We start from the raw sequence: 18127 nt of genomic DNA on the forward strand, positions 1-18127 counted from the left end.
GCCGGGGGCGCGCCCCTTCCTCGTACGGCGGCCCGTGCCCCTCCCGGCAAGCGGTCAGGATCGGAGAAGCGGTTCCCCCTCCCCCGTCCTACGGTGAAACCACCGCCGAAAACCCGGACGGAATCCCCACGGAGGAGCACACCATGACCGCCGGACTGAAGACCATCATCTACCCCGTCAAGGACGTCGCCCGCGCGAAGGCTGTCTTCAGCGCCCTGCTGCAGACCGAGCCGTATGCCGACGAGGCGTACTACGTCGGCTTCAAGGACGCCGGTCAGGACGTGGGTCTCGACCCCAACGGGCACGCGCGGGGCATGACCGGCCCGGTCCCGTACTGGCACGTGGACGACATCCGGGCCCGTCTCGCCGGGCTGCTGGACGCGGGAGCCGAGCTGCTCCAGGACGTCACGGACGTCGGCGGCGGCAAGCTGATCGCCTCCGTGAAGGACCCGGACGGCAACCTCATCGGCATCACCCAGGACAGCTGAGGCCGCCCCTGCCCCGATATGGATGCATGCGCATTAACATGGGGGCATGGCAGTGAACGCGGCCGGCACCCGGCTCGAGGAACAGTGGCGGGACATCCTGGCGGTCCACGCCCGCACGATGTGCGAGATCGACCGGGTGCTGCACCCGCACGGGCTCGGCGCGAGCGACTTCGAGGTGCTCGACCTCCTCGCCGCCGAGGCCCCGGCGGAGGGCGACCTGTGCCGGGTGCAGAACCTGGTCGGGCGGGTCCATCTCAGCCAGAGTGCGCTCTCCCGGCTGATCGGCCGGCTGGAGAAGGACGGTCTGGTGGAGCGCTCCGTCTGCGTGGAGGACCGGCGTGGCGTGTGGGTGGCGCTGACCCGCAAGGGGCGCGATCTGCATGCCGAGGTCCTGCCGCTCCAGCGGGAGGCGCTGGGGCGCATGCTGGGCGACTGAGACTCGGCTCCGGGCGCGGATGGCGCCGCCCGCAGGATCGGGGACCGGTCGCTTCGACCGGGTCACGGTCGAGGTCCTCCTTGGCCGGGAAGCAGTCGAACACCGTGGCATCGGCAGCCGCCGAGCCCCGGGACGGGCGCTGAATCCTCGCGGAATCCCCGCCGCTGAGAAGAGGCTGTGAAAAACGGAAGCGGACGGGGTGTGCCCGGTCGCGCGCGTGGCCATGCTGAACGGAGTACTGCGCGCACAGATCGGAGAATCCGCAGTGACCGTGGTACCGGGCCGGGCGGCCGACTTCAGCTCGTACGCGACGCGCTCCCTGGAGGAGGCGCACGAGGCGATCGCGGCCCACTACTACGACCTGGATCTACAGGTCGTCGGTCCCACCGAGGACTTCGCGACGAGTCTGAGCGTGCTGGACCTCGGCTCGCTCACGGTCGGCGACGTCTGTTTCGGCACCGAGATCCGCTGCGGTTTCGCCGAGCCCGGCGCCTATCACATAGCCGTTCCGGTACGGGGGTGCTTCAGCGTCCAACAGGGGCGCGGGGACGTCGTGTTCGCGACGACGGGCAGCGCCGTCTTCTTCGATCCGTCCCGGCACATCCGGATCGACGCCTGGTCCCCCGACTGCCAGGCACTCACCGTGAAGATCGGCAAACAGGCCCTCCATCACACGCTCGAGTCCCTGCTCGACCGGCCGTTGTCCCGCCCGCCGGTCTTCGGGCCGTCGGTCGACGTGCGGGACGGACCCGGCCGCAGCTGGGCGCAGTTGGCCACCTGGGCGCTGCTGGAGAAGGACACCTCGCTCGGGCTGCTGGAGCGTCCTCTGATCCGCTCGCGCATTGAACAGACCCTGCTCGAAGGGGTGTTGCTGGCGGCCGAGCACAGCTACCGGGAGGAACTTCAGGCTCCCGCGCCGCCACCGATGCGGCCCGCCTCGGTCAAGCGGGTGATGGACGCCGTACAGGAGCGGCCGGCCGAGGCGTACGACGCCGCCCGGCTGGCGGGGATCGCGCAGGTCAGTGTGCGCACGCTCCAGGAGGCGTTCCGCAGGCACGTCGGAATGTCGCCGATGGCGTACGTGGACGACGTACGCCTGCAACGGGTGTACGCCGAGCTGCGGGCCTCGGGGCCGGGGGTGACGACCGTGTCGGACGTGGCGCACCGGTGGGGGTTCGCGCATCTGGGCCGCTTCGCGGCGCGGTACCGGGAGCGGTTCGGTGAGACGCCCTCGCGCACGCTGCGCGGTACGTGACCCGGTCCGCCGCAATCCTCCGCGTTTTGCGGACAGGTGCCGCGCAACCCGGAGCGACGCCACCGCTCCGTGGTCATATCGTCACATCACGTCGATCGTGGACGTCCGGGGAGGAGCGGAGTCGGCGCCGTTCCTCCCCCAGCGGCGCCTCACCGTCGTCCGGAGCGCGGCAGCGGGAGGCGGCCCGCGCTCCGTCCACCGGGCCCGGCCGCTCCCCCTCCGTCACCGGTGGCCGGGCCCCTCCCCCGGTCAGCCGTGCGAGCGGCCCAGCAGGGTGCGCACGCCCTCCGAGGTGAGCGTCAGCGGGTGCGCGGACGCGGCGTCGATGGTGAGGGCCAGATCGTCGGTCGGCCACTCGGCGGCGAGTGCGCCCAGCGGCACCAGCCGGTAGCGGGAGACGAAGGGCAGCAGCCCGGCCATCTCGTCCTCCGAGGTGAACACCGGCACCACCGGGTCACCGCCGGGCTGCTCGATGACCGGCAGCGCCACCGCCGAGGGGTCGTCGGCGTCCTCCTCGCTGGCGTCGTCCGGCACCGGCACGAGGACGTCACTGCTCACCAGCGTGTCCAGCGCCACCGTGTCCTCGGTGTTCTCGGCCAGCGCGTCCAGCGCCCGCCGGGCCGGCGTGGTGTTGTCGTGCGCGGGTGTGTCCATGGTGAATCCCCTGGTAGCGGTGGTCGTACGGCTCGCCCGGGTGCTCGGTCCCGGGCGCGGTCCTGCTCACGTACCCGATCCGGAGTGTGACATTCCTCCGTGGATCAGGGAATCAGCGGGATGTGGTCCGAGGGCAGGCCGAGGCGGTCGCAGCCGACCCTGCGGAAGAGGGGTTCGGCCATGCTGGGGCCGACATGCGTCCAGTACGTGGCGGCGTCCCGGAAGTAGCGCTGCATGCGCTCGCCGTCGCGGGCGTGCCGGGAGCCGGCCGTGCGGAAGAGGATGTTCTGCACGGCGTCCCAGGCCAGGCGTCCGGCGTTGAGGAACATCAGGGCGAGCCGGTTGTCCTCCGCCATGCTGAAGGGCGCTTCGCCGGCGACACCGCGGCGGCAGGTCTCCATCCAGTCCGCGGCCGTGTGCTGGAGCGCCGCCTCCGCGGTACGGATCAGCCCGAGTGCCTCGCCGAGGTGGCGCTGGTAGTCGTGCAGGTCGGCGCGGGTGCGGTCGGGCTCCAGGAGGAGGGGGCGGCCGGACAGGATGCGCGCGTACTCGTCCGCCGCCGCGTATCCGATGCCGGTCATGACGGCGGCCAGTTCGCCGTGGTAGAAACTCGGCGCCCGATGGGCGTACATCGGGTTGCCGTGCAGCTTCGAGCCGGTGCTGCCGCCCTCGACGGGCAGGTCGACGAGGTTGGCCTCGCGGGTGAAGTACGCGGGGACGCGGGCGTTCTCCATGTGGACGCTGTGGGAGCCGCTGCCGCGCAGGCCGAGGACGCCGTGCCAGTCGTCGAGCACGGTGAACGCCGAGCGCGGGGCGACGAACAGCAGCACGGGGCCCGGCGGATCACCGGCCGCCAGGGTCTGGCCGAGGTAGTGCGTGGAGTAGGGGGCGCCCGAGGAGTACGGCCAGGTGCCGTCGAGGACGACGTGGCCGTCGCCGTCGGGGCGGGCGACGCCGACGGGAGCGACGGTCGACGCCGCCCTGAAGTCGCCGCCGGCGCCGAAGATCTCGTCCTGGGCCCGCTCCTCGAAGTACCCGGCGACCTGGAGGACGTGGGCGGCGGTGAGGGACAGGGACCAGCCGGTGGAGGGGCAGCCGCGGGCGATCTCGGTGACCACGCGGTAGAAGACGGGCAGGCCGAACTCGTATCCGCCGTACCGGCGCGGCTGGAGCATCCGGTAGAAGCCGGCCCGCAGGAAGTCCTCGTGGGTGTCCTTCGGGTAGTGCGTCAGCCGCTCGGTCTCCGGCTGGCGTTCGAGCAGCACGGGCCGCAGCCGCACGGCCCGTTCGATGATGTCTTCCGCGGTGAGTTCCGGTTCGGGAGCGGCGATCACGGTGCCTCCTGACGTGTGGGGACGTCCGAACGGGTCGCGATACGTGTGATTGAACACGGCAACCGCCGCTCTGTACCCACTGGATAACGCCAACTACGCCGGATGCCGGGGGCGGAGGCGGTGTCCGGCGGGGGTGCGGACGAAGGCCTCGTCGAAGTGCGCGTCACCGAAGCGCACGGCCCACAGGACGGGTTGCTCGTACGCCGGTTCCCACACGGGGGACGCCTGATCCAGGTTGCCGTTCCAGAGGTGGAAGAACACCATCGGGTGGTCGCGGTCCTCGCTGACGTAGGCGAGGGTCTTGCCGTACCTCGGGTTGGTGCCGCCGAAGAGGATCGACGGCTCCCCGAACTCGGCGACGACGTCCGCCCATTGCCTGTCCTCGGCGGCCCAGTCGCGGACCCGGTCCAGGAGCGCCTGATGGGTACGGGAGTCGAGGAGCCGGTCCGGCTTGAGCCAGCCACGCCGGTGGGCGAACTCGGCGTGCACCGAGCCCACGTCGTGGTCGTCGCTGCCCCGGATCAGGTCGCGGAAGACGCCCTTGACGCCGACGGCGCTGAACGCGCCCCGCTCACGCAGGGGTTGGATCACCACGTCCCAGCGGGACCCGGGCTCCCCCTCCATGAAGAGAAGGTGTTCGACGAGCATCAGGATCGCGGACTCGCCGCCGAACATCCCGGGGCGGGTGAGGGCATGGTTCAACTGGTCGACGAGATGGGCGTGCATCTCGTCGGCGGACACAACGGGTCTGGGCTCGATCACCCGGACAGTCTCACAGCAGCCGGCCCGCCAGAGGCCGCTCCCGGACACCGCCCGCTCCGTCCCGTTCGACGCGGTACACCCGGGCGGCCGGGTCTCGCGTCACGACCTCCGTGACCAGGCCGTCCGTGAAGAGCGCGCCTGTTCCGTCCTCCAGTGCCCATCCGTCGGGGAGCGCGCCGGTGGCCACGGACCGCTGATAGGAGAGGCGGCGGCCCGGTTCGGAGTCGTAGTGCGGGCAGACCGAGCCGGTCAGGAGGCCGAGGCCGTCGGGCAGGGCCGTGAGCGGGCCGAAGGAGTCCGTGTGGGAGGCCTGCGCCCAGCAGTTGGCGCCCGCGCTGATACCGCAGAGCAGGGTGCCGCGGTCGCATGCCTCACGGAGCAGCCGGTCCACTCCGTGGGTGCGCCAGACCGCGAGGAGGTTCGCCGTGTTGCCGCCGCCCACGTAGATCACGTCCTGCGCCAGCAGCCGGCTGCGCAGCGCCTCGTCGTCGAGCTCTCTGCGGAAGAGGGACAGGACGGAAGGGGCGCAGTTCCGGCGCGCTTCGAAGGCGGCGAGGAACCTCTCCGCGTACCCCGCCGCGTCCCCGCTCGCCGTCGGCAGGAAGCACACCCGGGGCCGGGACGTGCGGGCGTGAGTGAGTATCCAGTCGTCCAGGAGGGCGTCGTCGTCCGTGGAGAAGCCGCCGCCGAGCAGGGCCACCCGGGCTTGACTCATGTCCTGTCCGCCAGGACTTCCGCGACCGTGCTCACCCTCACCAGCGGTCGGTACAGGCTCAGCAGCTGCAACGCCTTCGTGTGGGAGTCGTCGTCCGCTCCCGCGCACGCGTCGGCGACGACCACCACCTCCACACCCGCGTCCGCCGCCGGGAGCGCCGTGGACAGGACGCAGCAGTCGGTGCTGACGCCGGTGAGGTAGAGGGGCCCTTGCAGGCCCGCGCGTGCGGCCAGTTGCGGGGTCCATTTGCCGAACGTCGGGGCGTCGAGGACGTGGGCGGCGGTGGTCGCGAAGTCGTCCGTCAGGTACCAGAGGGGGGCGTCCGGGGGTTGCAGGGCGAACGGCCACTGTTCGTAGTAGGCCCGCCAGGCGCCGGTCGGCCGCTCCGGGGCCACGAAGCGGGTGAACGTCACCCGGTCGCCGAAGGCCGGCAGCAGGCGTCGTACGCCCTGCGCGGCCTCGGCGAACCGCGGAGTGGCCCAGGGGCTGTCCGGGTCGGCGAAGACGCGCTGCATGTCGATGACCGTCAGATGGCCGGTGGTCATACGGCGCTCACCTGCGCCTCCTGCTCACGCACCCGTCCTCGGCGCAGCGTGAGCGTGCCCAGGAAGCCCAGCGCCAGCGCCGCGAGGACGCCCAGGTTGGCGTAGGCCCAGGCGCCCGACTTGCCGCCCAGGCCCAGCGGGTCGAGGAGATAACCCTGCCATGTCAGCCAGTCCGCGGACGCGTTGGTGACCAGGCCCCAGCCGACGGCGGTCGCGGCCAGCGTGAGGAGCAGGGGCGTCAGGGGGACGTCGCCGTAGCGGCCGTCGGGGCGGTAGAGGTCGGGCTCCGCGTAGTCGCGGCGGCGGAGCAGGACGTCCGCGAGCAGGATGCCGCACCACGCGGCGATCGGGACGCCGAGGGTGGTCAGGAAGCCCATGAACGGCCCCAGGAAGTCGTCGGCGAAGAAGACGATGTAGACGGCGCCCGCGATCATGAGCACGCCGTCGACGAGGGCGGCCAGCGGGCGCGGGATGCGCAGGCCCGCCGACAGCAGCGCCAGGCCGGACGAGTAGATGTCCAGGACCGCGCCGCCGACCAGGCCCAGCACCGCCACCACGGCGAACGGGACCAGGAACCACGTCGGCAGGATCGTGGTCAGCGCGCCGATGGGGTCGGCGGCGACGGCCGCGTTCAGAGCGGTCGACGAGCCCGCGAGGAGCAGCCCGAACACCAGCAGGAGCAGCGGTGCCACCGACGCGCCGAACGTCGTCCAGCCGATCACGCCCCGGCTCGACGAGGTGCGTGGCAGATAGCGGGAGTAGTCCGCGGCGGCGTTGACCCAGCCGAGGCCGAAGCCGGTCATCATGAACACCAGCGCGCCGATGAACTCCTGCGCGGAGCCCGCCGGGAGGTCACTGACGGTGCTCCAGTGGATGTGGTCGGCGACGAGACACACGTACACGACCGTCAGCACCCCCGTGACCACGGTGATCAGGGTCTGAAGCCGCATGATCACGTCGAAGCCCATGACCCCGCCGACGACGGTGAGCCCGGCGACCACGATCAGGGCGACCACCTGGGTCCCGGTGCCGCCGCCCCAGCCGAGCCGGTCGAAGACGGTCGCGGTGGCCAGGGTGGCGAGGGCGCACAGGACCGTCTCCCAGCCGACCGTGAGCACCCAGGAGATCACCGACGGCAGCCGGTTGCCACGGACGCCGTACGCGGCCCGGCTGAGCACCATCGTCGGGGCGGAGCCGCGTTTGCCCGCGACGGCGACGAAGCCGCACAGCAGGAAGGAGAAGACGATGCCGATGACGCCGGCGATCAGGGCCTGCCAGAAGGAGATGCCGAAGCCGAGCGCGAAGGCGCCGTAGCTCAGTCCCAGGATGGAGACATTGGCACCGAACCACGGCCAGAACAGCGTCCGCGGGGTGCCCTTGCGTTCGGCGTCGCCGATCACGTCGAGGCCGTGCGTCTCCACCTGGAGCTGTCTCGGGCTGTTGTCGAGGGATTCCCGGGCGTTCGTCATCAGCGACCTACCTGTCCACTTGAGGCTGAGTGGACCTTACCCAGGTGACTCAGTCTCCGGCGGTCGCCGCCTTCTTGATCGCCTCCCGGATACGGGAGTACGTCCCGCAGCGGCACACGTTCTCGATGGCGTCGATGTCGGCGTCGGTCGGCTCGGGCGTCCTCTTCAGCAGGGCGGCCGCGGCCATGATCTGCCCTGGCTGGCAGAACCCGCACTGGGAGACGTCGCAGTCGAGCCAGGCCTGCTGCACGGGGTGCAGGGTGTCGCCGTCGGCGAGGCCCTCGATGGTGGTGACCTCGCGCCGGGCGCAGTCGGCGACGGGGACGACGCAGGGCTGTATCTCGGCGCCGTCGAGATGGCTCGTACAGGCGCGGCAGACACCGACACCGCAGCCGTACTTGGGGCCGGTGACGTCCAGCAGGTCGCGCAGCACCCACAGCAGCGGCATGTCGTCGGGGGCGTCGACGGTGACATGTCTGCCGTTCAGGACGAAGGTGTGACGGGGCATCAGAGGCCTTCCATCGATCAGAAGTTGAGGGGGAAGCGACGGGGTTTGGTGCCGGTGGCGCGGGCGTAGGCGTTGGCGACGGCGCCGGCCGCCGCGGGGACGCCGAGTTCACCGGCGCCGCCCGGCTCGCCGCCCGTGGGGAGGATGTGGGCCTCGAAGTGGAGGGGGGCGTGGCGTTGGCGGGCCCAGTGGAAGTCGGCGTAGCTGCTCTCGCGGACGGCACCCCGGTCGATGTGGAGGCCGGCCCGCAGGATCGTGGAGATGCCGTCGACCGCCGTGCCCATGAGCTGGGCCTCCAGTCCGCGCGGGTTGACGGCCGTCCCGACGTCGGCCGCCATCACGACCTTGGTGACCCGCGGGTTCTCGGGGTCGACGGCGTCGATCTCGACCAGGCAGGCCACGCAGGACCCGTACTCCTCGTGGACGGCGACGCCCTGGGCCTGTCCGGCGGGCATCGTCCGCCCCCACTGTCCGGCGGTGGCGACCTTGTCGAGGACCGCTCTGACCGCCTTGCCGCGCAGTGTCGTACGGCGGAACGCCACCGGGTCCTTGCCCAGGGTCCGGGCGATCTCGTCGACGACGATCTCCTCGGCCGTCCGCACGGTCCCGGAATCCACCGACCGCCAGGCGCCGAGCGGCATCGCCAGCTCGACGGAGCCCGAATCCCCGGACAGTTTCCCGAAGTTGTAGAGGCCGCTGTCGCTGGGGAGCGGGGAGGTGGCGGCGGCGGTGATGCCGCCCCGCGCCGAGGTGGCGCCCCGTACGGTCCCGCCCCGCGCCGAAGTGGCGCCCCTTGCGGTCCCGCCCCGCGCGGAGGTGACGACTCCCCTGGTGCCGCCCTGCGCGGAGGTGACGACTCCCCTGGTGCCGCCCAGCGCGGACTTCCCCTCCCACGCCTCGCTCACCGAGGCCGTCGCGTGGGCGAAGGCGACGACCCGCCCCTGGGCGTGGCTGACCCGGATGCGGTGCTGGAAGGCGGGGCGCATCCGGCCGTGCTTGATGTCGTCGGCGCGGCTCCACATCAGCTTCACCGGGAGGTGTGCCTTCTTGGAGATGAGGGCCGCTTCCATGGCCGCGTCGTGGTCCAGCCGGCGCCCGAACGAGCCGCCGCCGCGCACGACATGGACGCGTACGGCGGACGCCGGCAGCCCGACGGCCGAGGCGATGTCCTCCCGCGCGCCCATCGGCGACTGGGAGGAGAACCAGATCTCGGCACGGCGGGCCCGTACGTCCGCGACGGCGGTGAGGACCTCCATCGGGGCGTGGCCGACGAAGGCGAACTCGAACCGCTCCTCCAACTGGGCCGATCCGCGCGGCGGTCTGCCGAGGGGCGGGACCGCGGCTCGCAGCCGCGAGCGGATGGCCGCGTCGGACAGCTCCGCCAACGGTCCGTCGGACCAGGTGATCCTCAGGGCGTCCCGTGCCTTGAAGGCGTAGTGGAAGGACTCCGCGACCACGGCGACTCCCCCGGGAATCCTGACCACTTCCAGGACGCCGGGCAGGGCTCGGGCCGCGCGGTCGTCCACCGAGACGACCTTGCCGCCGAGCGTGGGCGGGCGGGCCACCACGGTCGGCTTCGCCGCGGCCGCCGACAGGTCCCCGGTGTAGCGCGCACGGCCGGTGACGATGTCGTGGGCGTCGATGCGGGTCGTCGGGTGTCCGATCACGCGGTGCCGGGACGCCGGTTTGGGCTTGCTGGACACGCGGGGGCGACGGACCCGGGCGGCGGTCTCGGTGAGCGAGCCGAAGGTGGCGGTGCGGCCGTCCGGGGCGACGACCATGGTGTCCCGGGTGCGCAGCACGCGCGCGGGCAGCCGCCAGCGGCGCGCCGCGGCGGTGACGAGCCGGGCGCGGGCCGTGGCGGCGAGGTTGCGGGCGGGGCCGTAGAGCGAACTGACCGAGTTGGAGCCGCCGGTGTACTGGTTGCCCTTGGTCCGGGCCTCGGCCAGCGGGATGTCGACGTCGGTGAGCCGGGCGTCGAGTTCCTCGGCGATCATCATGGCGACGGCGGTGGTGACGCCCTGGCCGACCTCGACGCGCGGCAGGCGTACGACGACCTTGTTGTCCCGGGTGATCTCCAGGACCAGCATCTCGTCGTCGGTGCCGGTCACGACGACGTCGGATCGCCGGGCGGTCGCGCCCTCGGCCGCCGGCGCGTCGCAGCCGAGCGGGGCCGCGACGGTCAGCGTGGACGCCGCCAGCGTGTAGACCACGAACCGGCGGCGGGACAGCTCTGCCACGGCGCACTCCCCCTGTGAACGTCCTGTGTGTGCGGTTGGTTCAGCAGATAGGAGGGTGCTGTGCGGGCATCGGTTGCGTCGCGGGCGCATCTCCTCTTGAACACCGGCCGTCGCAACGCCACTTCGACCGTCCGTGTGGCTCTCCGGGGACGTGGGGAGGGCGGCCGAGGGCGGGTGCGGTGCCCGGACCTTGTCGGCCCGGGCCGAGCGGCGGCGGGGGCCGTCGTCAGTTCGTCGTCTCCGGTCGGCCGGGGGTGGCCCAGTGGGTGTGGAACTGGCCGGGGCGGTCCACGCGGGCGTACGTGTGGGCGCCGAAGTAGTCGCGCTGGGCCTGGAGGAGGGCGGCGGGGAGGCGTTCGGCGCGGAGGGTGTCGTAGTGGGCCAGGGCCGCGGAGATGGCCGGGACGGGGATGCCCCGGCGGGTCGCGGAGGCGACCGTCTCCCGCCAGGGGACCTGGGCGTCGGTGATCTCCATGGCGAACTCCATCTCGCCGAGCAGGCTGACCAGGTCCCGGTCGGCGGCGTAGGCCGCGCGGATGCGGTCCAGGAAGGCGGCCCGGATGATGCAGCCGCCGCGCCAGATGCGGGCGACGGCGCCGAGGTCGATCTTCCAGCCGTACTCCGCGGCGGCGTCCTGGATCATCGTCCAGCCCTGGTCGTAGGCGATGACCTTGGAGGCGTACAGCGCGTGCTCCACCTGGGAGGTGAAGCGCTCGGCCTCGGTGCGGCTCAGCGGCGGGGTGGTGCCGCCCGGCAGGCCTCGGTACGCGGCGCGCAGGTCGGACTGTCCGGAGGCCGCGCGGGCGAACGTGGCCTGGGCCACCGCGGTGACCGGGGACGCGAGGTCCAGCGCCGTCTGGACCGTCCAGCGGCCGGTGCCCTTCTGGCCCGCGGCGTCCGCGACGACGTCGACGAAGGGCGCGCCGGTGGCCTGGTCGGTGTGGGCGAGGACCTCGGCGGTGATCTCGATGAGGTACGAGCCGAGGCGGCCCGCGTTCCACCGGCGGAAGACCGCCGCGATCTCGGCCGGCGTGTACCCGGCGACCTGGCGCAGCAGGTCGTACGCCTCGGCGATGAGCTGCATGTCGGCGTACTCGATGCCGTTGTGGACCATCTTCACGAAGTGCCCGGCGCCGTCGGTGCCGATGTGGGCGGCGCAGGGCTCGCCGTCGACGTGTGCGCTGATGCCCTCGAAGAGGGGGCCGAGCACGGCGTACGACTCCGTGGACCCGCCGACCATCACGGAGGGGCCGTTGAGTGCGCCCTCCTCGCCGCCGGAGATGCCGGTGCCGACGAAGTGCAGGCCGCGCTCGCGCAGGGCGGCCTCGCGGCGGCGGGTGTCGGCGAAGTGGGCGTTGCCGCCGTCGACGACGATGTCGCCGGCGTCGAGGAGCGGGACGAACTCCTCGATGACCGCGTCGGTGGCGGGGCCGGCCTGCACCATGATGATCAGCTTCCGAGGGCGTTCGAGCGCGGCGACGAACTCCTCGGCCGACTCGGCGGCCACGAAGGTGCCCTCGTGCCCGAACTCCTGGACCAGTGCGCGGGTCCGTCCGGCCGAGCGGTTGTGGACGGCGACCGTGGCCCCGTGGCGGGCGAAGTTCCGCGCCAGGTTGCGGCCCATCACGCCCAGTCCGGTGACACCGATGGATGCGCTTGCGTTCATGTGGTCCGTCCCTTGGATCGGTGGCGTGGTCTGGCGGGGCACGCGGCCCTGTGCCCGCTGGTACGGGCGGCGGGCCGGTTCTTCTCGATGCCCTCCGCCGAAACCGTCAGCCGCCTTCGCCCCACCCCGTCCGAAGGGGCAGACGAACATGTGGTTAACATATGAGCGCTGCCTAGCTCGAAAGATGGATCTTGTGACTGTCAACGAGGACTCGTTCACCAACTGGAAGACCCGCGAGGAGATCGCGGAGTCGATGATCCCGATCATCGGGAAGCTGCACCGCGAGCGGGACGTCACCGTCCTGCTGCACAGCCGCTCCCTGGTGAACAAGTCGGTGGTCAGCATCCTCAAGACCCACCGCTTCGCCCGGCAGATCGCCGGCGAGGAGCTGTCGGTCACCGAGACGCTGCCCTTCCTCCAGGCGCTCACCACCCTGGACCTCGGCCCGTCCCAGATCGACATCGGCATGCTCGCCGCGACCTACCGCGCCGACGACCGCGGCCTGACGGTCGAGGCCTTCACCGCGGAGGCCGTCGCCGGTGCCACCGGCGCCAACAAGATCGAGCGCGGCGAGGGCCGCGACGTCGTCCTGTACGGCTTCGGCCGCATCGGCCGCCTCGTCGCCCGCCTGCTCATCGAGAAGTCCGGCTCCGGCAACGGCCTGCGGCTGCGCGCCATCGTGGTCCGCGGCGGCGGTGACCAGGACCTCGTCAAGCGCGCCTCGCTGCTGCGCCGCGACTCGATCCACGGCCAGTTCCAGGGCACGATCACCGTCGACGAGGCGACCGACACGATCACCGCCAACGGCAACGCCATCAAGGTGATCTACGCCAACGACCCGTCCGAGGTCGACTACACGGCGTACGGCGTCAAGAACGCGATCCTCATCGACAACACCGGCAAGTGGCGCGACCGCGAGGGCCTCTCGCAGCACCTGCGTCCCGGTATCGACAAGGTCGTGCTCACCGCGCCCGGCAAGGGCGACGTCCCGAACATCGTGCACGGCGTCAACCACGACACCGTGAAGCCGGACGAGCAGATCCTGTCCTGCGCGTCCTGCACCACCAACGCGATCGTGCCGCCGCTGAAGGCGATGGACGACGAGTACGGCGTGCTGCGCGGCCATGTCGAGACGGTCCACTCGTTCACCAACGACCAGAACCTGCTGGACAACTACCACAAGGCCGACCGCCGCGGCCGTTCCGCGCCGCTCAACATGGTGATCACGGAGACGGGCGCCGCCTCGGCCGTCGCCAAGGCCCTGCCCGACCTCAAGGCCCCGATCACCGGCAGCTCCATCCGCGTGCCGGTGCCGGACGTGTCGATCGCCATCCTCAGCCTGCGGCTGGGCCGCGAGACCACCCGCGAGGAGGTCCTCGGCTACCTGCGCGACGTCTCGCTGAACTCGCCGCTGAAGCGCCAGATCGACTTCACCACCGCCCCCGACGCCGTCTCCATGGACTTCGTCGGCTCGCGCCACGCGTCGATCGTCGACGCCGGCGCGACGAAGGTCGACGGCGACAACGCGATCCTCTACCTCTGGTACGACAACGAGTTCGGCTACTCCTGCCAGGTGATCCGGGTCGTGCAGCACGTCTCCGGGGTGGAGTACCCGACGTTCCCGTCGACGGCGGTCTGATCCACGTTCCTCACGAAGCGGCCCCGGGTTTTCCCGGGGCCGCTTTGCTGTGCCTCAACTCGCTGTCGGCGCGCATCCGTTGACCGGGGCGAGCGGTGACAGCAGAATGAGCGCGCGCGTTCTTGAGAGCGCTCTCAGATCTCTCGTGCATCCCTCCTAGGAGACCCATGACCGGCAGCCAAGGCCCGGCACTCAGCCGTCGCGCACTCATCGGGACCGGACTCGGCGCGGGCGCCGCGGTCCTCACCGCGGCCGGTGGGGGTACGGCGGAAGCGGCGCCGCGGCGCCCGGGCGCCGCCCGGCATCACGCACAGGCCTTCCTCGCCGCCGCCATGGACGCCTATCCGGAGCACGGCACGGTCCGGCTGGCGCAGAGCTACACCGATCAAGCCGGCCTGTTCAGCACGGCGTTCACCTACGACAACGCGCTGACGATCCTGGCGCTGCTCGCGGGCCGGTCGGCGGACGGCACGTCCCGGGCCACGGTGCTCGGCGACGCACTCCTGTACGCGCAGGCCCACGACCCCGACCACGACGACGGCCGGCTGCGGCAGGCGTACAACGTGGGCCCGTACACCTTCTACGACGGCTCCCCGCAGCCGGACGGGTTCGTCCGGGCGGACGGCAAGGCCAACGTCGGCCGGCAGTTCGGCTTCACCGGTACGGCCGTGGGCGACATGGCGTGGGCCGGGATCGCGCTGGCCGCGCTCGCCCGGCGCACCGGGGAGCGCCGGTTCCTGGTGGGCGCGGTCCGGATCGGTGAGTGGATCGACCGGGTGGGCCGCACCGACGAGCCGCTCGGCGGCTTCAAGTTCGGCGTCGACGGGGCGAACGCGAAGCTGCCCTTCACCTCGACCGAGCACAACACCGACCTGGTCGGCCTGTTCGGACAGCTCGCGCGACTGACCGGGGACCGGGTGTGGCGGGAACGGCGGTCGGTGGCCAGGAAGTTCGTCGAGAAGATGTGGGAGCCGGAGGGCGGCTTCTTCTACACCGGCACCAACGACGGTGTGACGATCAACAAGTCCCCGATTCCCGAGGACACGCAGACCTGGACCCACCTGGCCCTCAACTCCCCTTCCCACTCAGGATCGTTGGACTGGGCCGCACGTGAACTCGCCGTCCTGGACTCGGCCGACCGCCCCAACAGCACGGTGCCGGCGGGCCAGTCGTACGCGGGGGTGACCTTCAGCTCCGCCAGCCTGCTGGCCGACGAGGACGCCCCGATCGCCTCCGGCCAGCCCAAGCCGGACCGCAACGGCGTGTGGTTCGAGGGCACGGCCCACCTGGCTCTCGCGCTTCGCGACCGCTGTGCCGCCGGGGACGAGAAGCGCGCCCGGAACCTCCTCGCCTCCGTCGAGCGGGCCCAGGAACTGCTGGGCGGCGGACAGACGTTGGGCTCCCGTCCGGTGGCCGCCGGGTCCGGCGTCGTGTCGGCGAGCAGCCCGCTCGACACCGGTTTCGGGTTCGGCTACTACCCGTACCGGCACACGGGCGCGACCGCCTGGTACCTGCTGGCGGCGACCGGGACGAACCCGCTGCGCGCCTAGGGCCTGTCCGGCGAGACCAGCCCGGCGATATGGGCGGTGACGGTGTCGAGGATGTCCGTCCAGGCGTCCTCGTCGCCGAGGACCAGGTAGTTGAGGGTCAGGCCGTCGGTCATGACGGCGAGATACCGGGCCAACGCCGGGACCGGAACGCGGAGTTGGAAGCCCATGGCGGTGGACAGCTGCTCGATGATGTCGGTGTAGAGCTCGCCGTAGAGCTCGTACTGGCGTCGCGCCAGATGCTCGAACCCCGGCCGGCGCAGGGCGTACTGGGTGAGTTCGTAGGTGAGCATGTGCTCGTCGGGGTGGGCGCGCACATGGTCCCAATACGCCTGGAAGCCGGCCCGGACCGTCTCCTCCAGGGAGGCCCTGGGTTTCAGGGCCTCCTTCACGATGCCGACGTAGTGGTCGGTGATGGTCGTGATGACCGCCTCCACCAGCTCCTGCTTGGAGTCGAAGCAGTAGTGGAAGACGCTCAGGGAGACGCCCGCCTCGGCGGCGATGGAACGGGTCGTGGTCCGGGCCACGCCGTCCCGGGCCATCGCCCGGATCGCCGCCTCGGTGAGCTGCCGACGCCGTTGTGCCGACGGCATGCGTGCCATGTGCGCGTCCCCCGTCGTGGTGTCAGGCGCCGTGAAGCCGACCTCGTGGAGGTCCTGTCAGGCGCTGTGGACGCCGACCTCGTAGAGCGAGTATCCCCAGTCGGTGCCGCGGGCGAGTCCGTGGACCCGGACGTAACGGGCGGGTGTCCCGGTGAACTTGGCCGTGTCGAGGCCGCCGTCGCCGGAGGTGGTGGACCAGGCGGTCGTCCAGTTCGTGCCGTCCGTGGACAGTTCGATCCGGTACGACTTGCCGTACGCCCGCTCCCAGTCGAGCGTGACGCGGGAGACGAGGTGGGTGGCGCCCAGGTCCACCTGCCACGACTGGTCGTCGCTCCAGTCGCTGGCCCAGCGGGTGCCGTCGTCGCCGTCGGCGGCGCGGCCCGGCTGGTAGCTGGTGAACGGGTTCCACTCCGAGGAACTGGCCGTCGCCGTCCGCCCCTTGGCGAGGTTGACGCCGGCCTGGTGCTGCTCGGTGGCGCCCCAGGTGTCGAGGTAGGACTCGGCGCCCCGGAAGAGGTCGTTCACGACGTCCTGCCCGCCGACCTGGCGGATGTCCTCGATCCAGTCGGGGATCATGCCGACGTGGGCGCCGCCGTCGGTGTTGTAGTCGAAGGTGCGTGAGCCGGTGGTCTGCTTGTCGATGACGGAGCCGCCGTCGACGCTCTTGAACGGGTACTTCACCGGGTTCGAGGTGTTCGCGCCGCGCGGCCCGGGGTGGTCCCCGACGCCGTTGAAGTCGGTGCCGAAGCCGTAGCCGACGCCGTACTTCTCGCGCAGCGCGTCGGTGCGGGCGGCCTCGGCGACGAAGCCCTCGGAGCCGTGCATGTACTGGGCGACGAACCCGCCGAGGGAGTAGACGCGTTCGGTCCAGTTGAGGTCCATCCAGCTGTGCGAGGAGAGCACGCCCGGGTAGTCGGCGGCCTCGAAGAGGTCGAGGGCCTGGCCGGTGGCCTTGACGCTCATGTGGTCGATCTCGAGCATCATCTTGCGCTGCATCATGCCCTTCACGGCGTACTCACCGAGGTCGGTGAGGCCGCGGACGTTGCACTGCGCGTCGGCGTCGTAGGTCGGCACCTCGGTGCCCGCGGGCAGGTCCGCCTCCGCGGCGGAGGGAGCGGTGCCGATGGGGTTGTCGTGCTGGGGGCCCTTGCACTTCTCGGTCTTCCAGAAGGTGCCGGTGGACAGGAACTGCCCGACGTTGATGGCCGTTCCGAGCCCGCCCTCGTCGAAGCGGACGCCGCACAGCGCGTTGTCGAGCTTGTGGCACAGGAACATGCTGCGCACGCCGAGGTCGTAGAGCTCGTCGAGCCCCTTGTCGATGTCCGCCTTGCTGCACTGCGGGATGTCGAGGATCTGCTTGCAGCCGAAGGGTTCGGAGGTCTCGACGCCGAGGATGACGGCGAGCTTGCCCGCCTTGATCACCTGCCGGGCCTGGGCGGTGTCGGTGACGATCCGGAACCAGCCCTTGCCGGGGCCGCCGTACATCGCGTCGACGTAGTCCTGGAGCTGGTACGTGAGCTTGGCCTGCAACCTGATCGAGGTCATCTCGTCACAACTGCGGTCCTTGAAGGGGTAGACCGAGCAGATCACGCCGTTGGTGACGAGGTCGTTGACGAGCACCCGCTGCCCGCCGCGCCAGGCGCGCTCGAGCCAGGCGTAGTAGTTGGCCTGGTGCGTCATCGAGTCGTACGCAGGCCAGTCCTTGAACGTCGGCCAGCCGACCGGGTCGTGCCTGCCGTCGCCGCCGTGGGTGATGTAGTCGAAGATCGCGAGGGTGCCGTCGGGGTAGTGCTCGGGACAGTCCTTGAGCGCGTCGGCGACGCCCTGCGGGGAGAAGACCTTGCCGCAGATGAGCCGGCCGCCGAAGGCCTCGTTGGAGAAGAGGTGGTTGTGGGCGTCGACGAACCCCCGTACCTCACCGGCGGAGTCGGTACCGGTGAACGGCTCGCCGGTGACGTTGATCTGCGCGTCCGGCGCGGGACGCGCGGTCGGGTTCCACCAGTCGCTCGCGGCCGCCGAACTCGGGGTGGGGCCGAGGGCGATGGCGAGCACGAGGAGGAGGAGCGACACGACGGTGACGTGTTTGCGTCTGCCGTACGGGCGTCGAGGCTTGGTCATGACCCACGTCCCTCGGTCGGCGGCCATGCATCTTTGTCATGACCGGCGCAAATCTGTGGGACGAGAATGGCTACTGGAGGGTAGCGAGTCAAGGGTCCGGGACGGTTGACCTGATACGAAGGTGCCGGTACGTCCGGTACACGCGCGGC

At 71.2% G+C, this 18127-nt stretch carries 16 protein-coding genes; 5 read left to right on the forward strand and 11 right to left on the reverse strand.

The window, feature by feature from the left end:
- Positions 1-143 precede the first annotated feature (143 nt).
- The 3 genes from EJC51_RS06750 (at position 144) to EJC51_RS06760 (ending at position 2179) form a co-directional block, all read left to right on the forward strand.
- Positions 144-488 carry a VOC family protein gene (locus EJC51_RS06750; protein WP_126270198.1) on the forward strand — a complete coding sequence of 115 codons (345 nt, stop codon included), beginning with the start codon at positions 144-146 and terminating at the stop codon, positions 486-488.
- Between the two features lie 46 nt (positions 489-534).
- The gene (locus tag EJC51_RS06755) at positions 535-924 is read left to right on the forward strand and encodes a MarR family winged helix-turn-helix transcriptional regulator (RefSeq protein ID WP_126270199.1); all 390 of its coding nucleotides are present in this window, start codon (positions 535-537) and stop codon (positions 922-924) included.
- 265 nt (positions 925-1189) lie between these two features.
- Entirely contained in the window at positions 1190-2179 is a 990-nt protein-coding gene (locus EJC51_RS06760) for an AraC family transcriptional regulator (RefSeq protein ID WP_244362531.1), read from the forward strand.
- A gap of 249 nt (positions 2180-2428) precedes the next feature.
- Here EJC51_RS06760 and EJC51_RS06765 read toward each other — a convergent pair whose 3' ends face one another.
- The 9 genes from EJC51_RS06765 to gndA all read right to left on the reverse strand — a co-directional run bounded on the left by EJC51_RS06765 (position 2429) and on the right by gndA (position 12072).
- Positions 2429-2833, reverse strand: coding sequence for an SseB family protein (locus EJC51_RS06765; protein WP_126270200.1), 405 nt, complete (start codon positions 2831-2833; stop codon positions 2429-2431).
- Between the two features lie 104 nt (positions 2834-2937).
- Positions 2938-4167, reverse strand: a complete 1230-nt coding sequence (locus tag EJC51_RS06770) for an acyl-CoA dehydrogenase family protein (protein WP_126270201.1) — start codon at positions 4165-4167, stop codon at positions 2938-2940.
- Positions 4168-4260: 93 nt separating this feature from the next.
- Positions 4261-4929 carry a hypothetical protein gene (locus EJC51_RS06775; RefSeq protein WP_244362533.1) on the reverse strand — a complete coding sequence of 223 codons (669 nt, stop codon included), beginning with the start codon at positions 4927-4929 and terminating at the stop codon, positions 4261-4263.
- Between the two features lie 10 nt (positions 4930-4939).
- On the reverse strand, positions 4940-5644 hold the full coding sequence (locus tag EJC51_RS06780) for a Type 1 glutamine amidotransferase-like domain-containing protein (protein ID WP_126270202.1): 705 nt from the start codon (positions 5642-5644) through the stop codon (positions 4940-4942).
- A complete protein-coding gene (locus EJC51_RS06785) occupies positions 5641-6189 on the reverse strand; it encodes a cysteine hydrolase family protein (protein WP_126270203.1) in 549 nt (182 codons plus the stop codon). The genes EJC51_RS06780 and EJC51_RS06785 overlap by 4 nt, the downstream gene beginning before the upstream one ends.
- Positions 6186-7658 (reverse strand): purine-cytosine permease family protein, encoded by a 1473-nt coding sequence (locus EJC51_RS06790; protein ID WP_126270204.1) that lies wholly within the window; start codon positions 7656-7658, stop codon positions 6186-6188. Before EJC51_RS06790 ends, EJC51_RS06785 begins: the two co-directional genes overlap by 4 nt.
- A gap of 49 nt (positions 7659-7707) precedes the next feature.
- Positions 7708-8166 (reverse strand): (2Fe-2S)-binding protein, encoded by a 459-nt coding sequence (locus EJC51_RS06795; protein WP_126270205.1) that lies wholly within the window; start codon positions 8164-8166, stop codon positions 7708-7710.
- Between the two features lie 17 nt (positions 8167-8183).
- Positions 8184-10379 carry a xanthine dehydrogenase family protein molybdopterin-binding subunit gene (locus EJC51_RS06800; protein WP_126276847.1) on the reverse strand — a complete coding sequence of 732 codons (2196 nt, stop codon included), beginning with the start codon at positions 10377-10379 and terminating at the stop codon, positions 8184-8186.
- Positions 10380-10632: 253 nt separating this feature from the next.
- Entirely contained in the window at positions 10633-12072 is a 1440-nt protein-coding gene (gene gndA, locus EJC51_RS06805; RefSeq protein ID WP_126270206.1) for an NADP-dependent phosphogluconate dehydrogenase, read from the reverse strand.
- Between the two features lie 193 nt (positions 12073-12265).
- On the opposite strand from gndA, the gene EJC51_RS06810 reads away from it, so the two are divergent.
- Positions 12266-13711 carry a glyceraldehyde-3-phosphate dehydrogenase gene (locus tag EJC51_RS06810; RefSeq protein ID WP_126276848.1) on the forward strand — a complete coding sequence of 482 codons (1446 nt, stop codon included), beginning with the start codon at positions 12266-12268 and terminating at the stop codon, positions 13709-13711.
- Between the two features lie 167 nt (positions 13712-13878).
- Entirely contained in the window at positions 13879-15261 is a 1383-nt protein-coding gene (locus EJC51_RS06815; protein ID WP_126270207.1) for a Tat pathway signal sequence domain protein, read from the forward strand.
- Here the strand turns inward: EJC51_RS06815 and EJC51_RS06820 are convergent.
- Positions 15258-15860, reverse strand: coding sequence for a TetR/AcrR family transcriptional regulator (locus EJC51_RS06820; RefSeq protein ID WP_126270208.1), 603 nt, complete (start codon positions 15858-15860; stop codon positions 15258-15260). The two genes, EJC51_RS06815 and EJC51_RS06820, sit on opposite strands and share 4 nt — an antisense overlap.
- Positions 15861-15917: 57 nt before the next feature.
- Positions 15918-17978: a galactose-binding domain-containing protein gene (locus tag EJC51_RS06825; RefSeq protein ID WP_126270209.1), complete on the reverse strand. Its 2061-nt coding sequence runs from the start codon at positions 17976-17978 to the stop codon at positions 15918-15920.
- Positions 17979-18127: the final 149 nt, after the last annotated feature.

The sequence above is a fragment of the Streptomyces aquilus genome (assembly GCF_003955715.1).
GTDB lineage: Bacteria > Actinomycetota > Actinomycetes > Streptomycetales > Streptomycetaceae > Streptomyces > Streptomyces aquilus.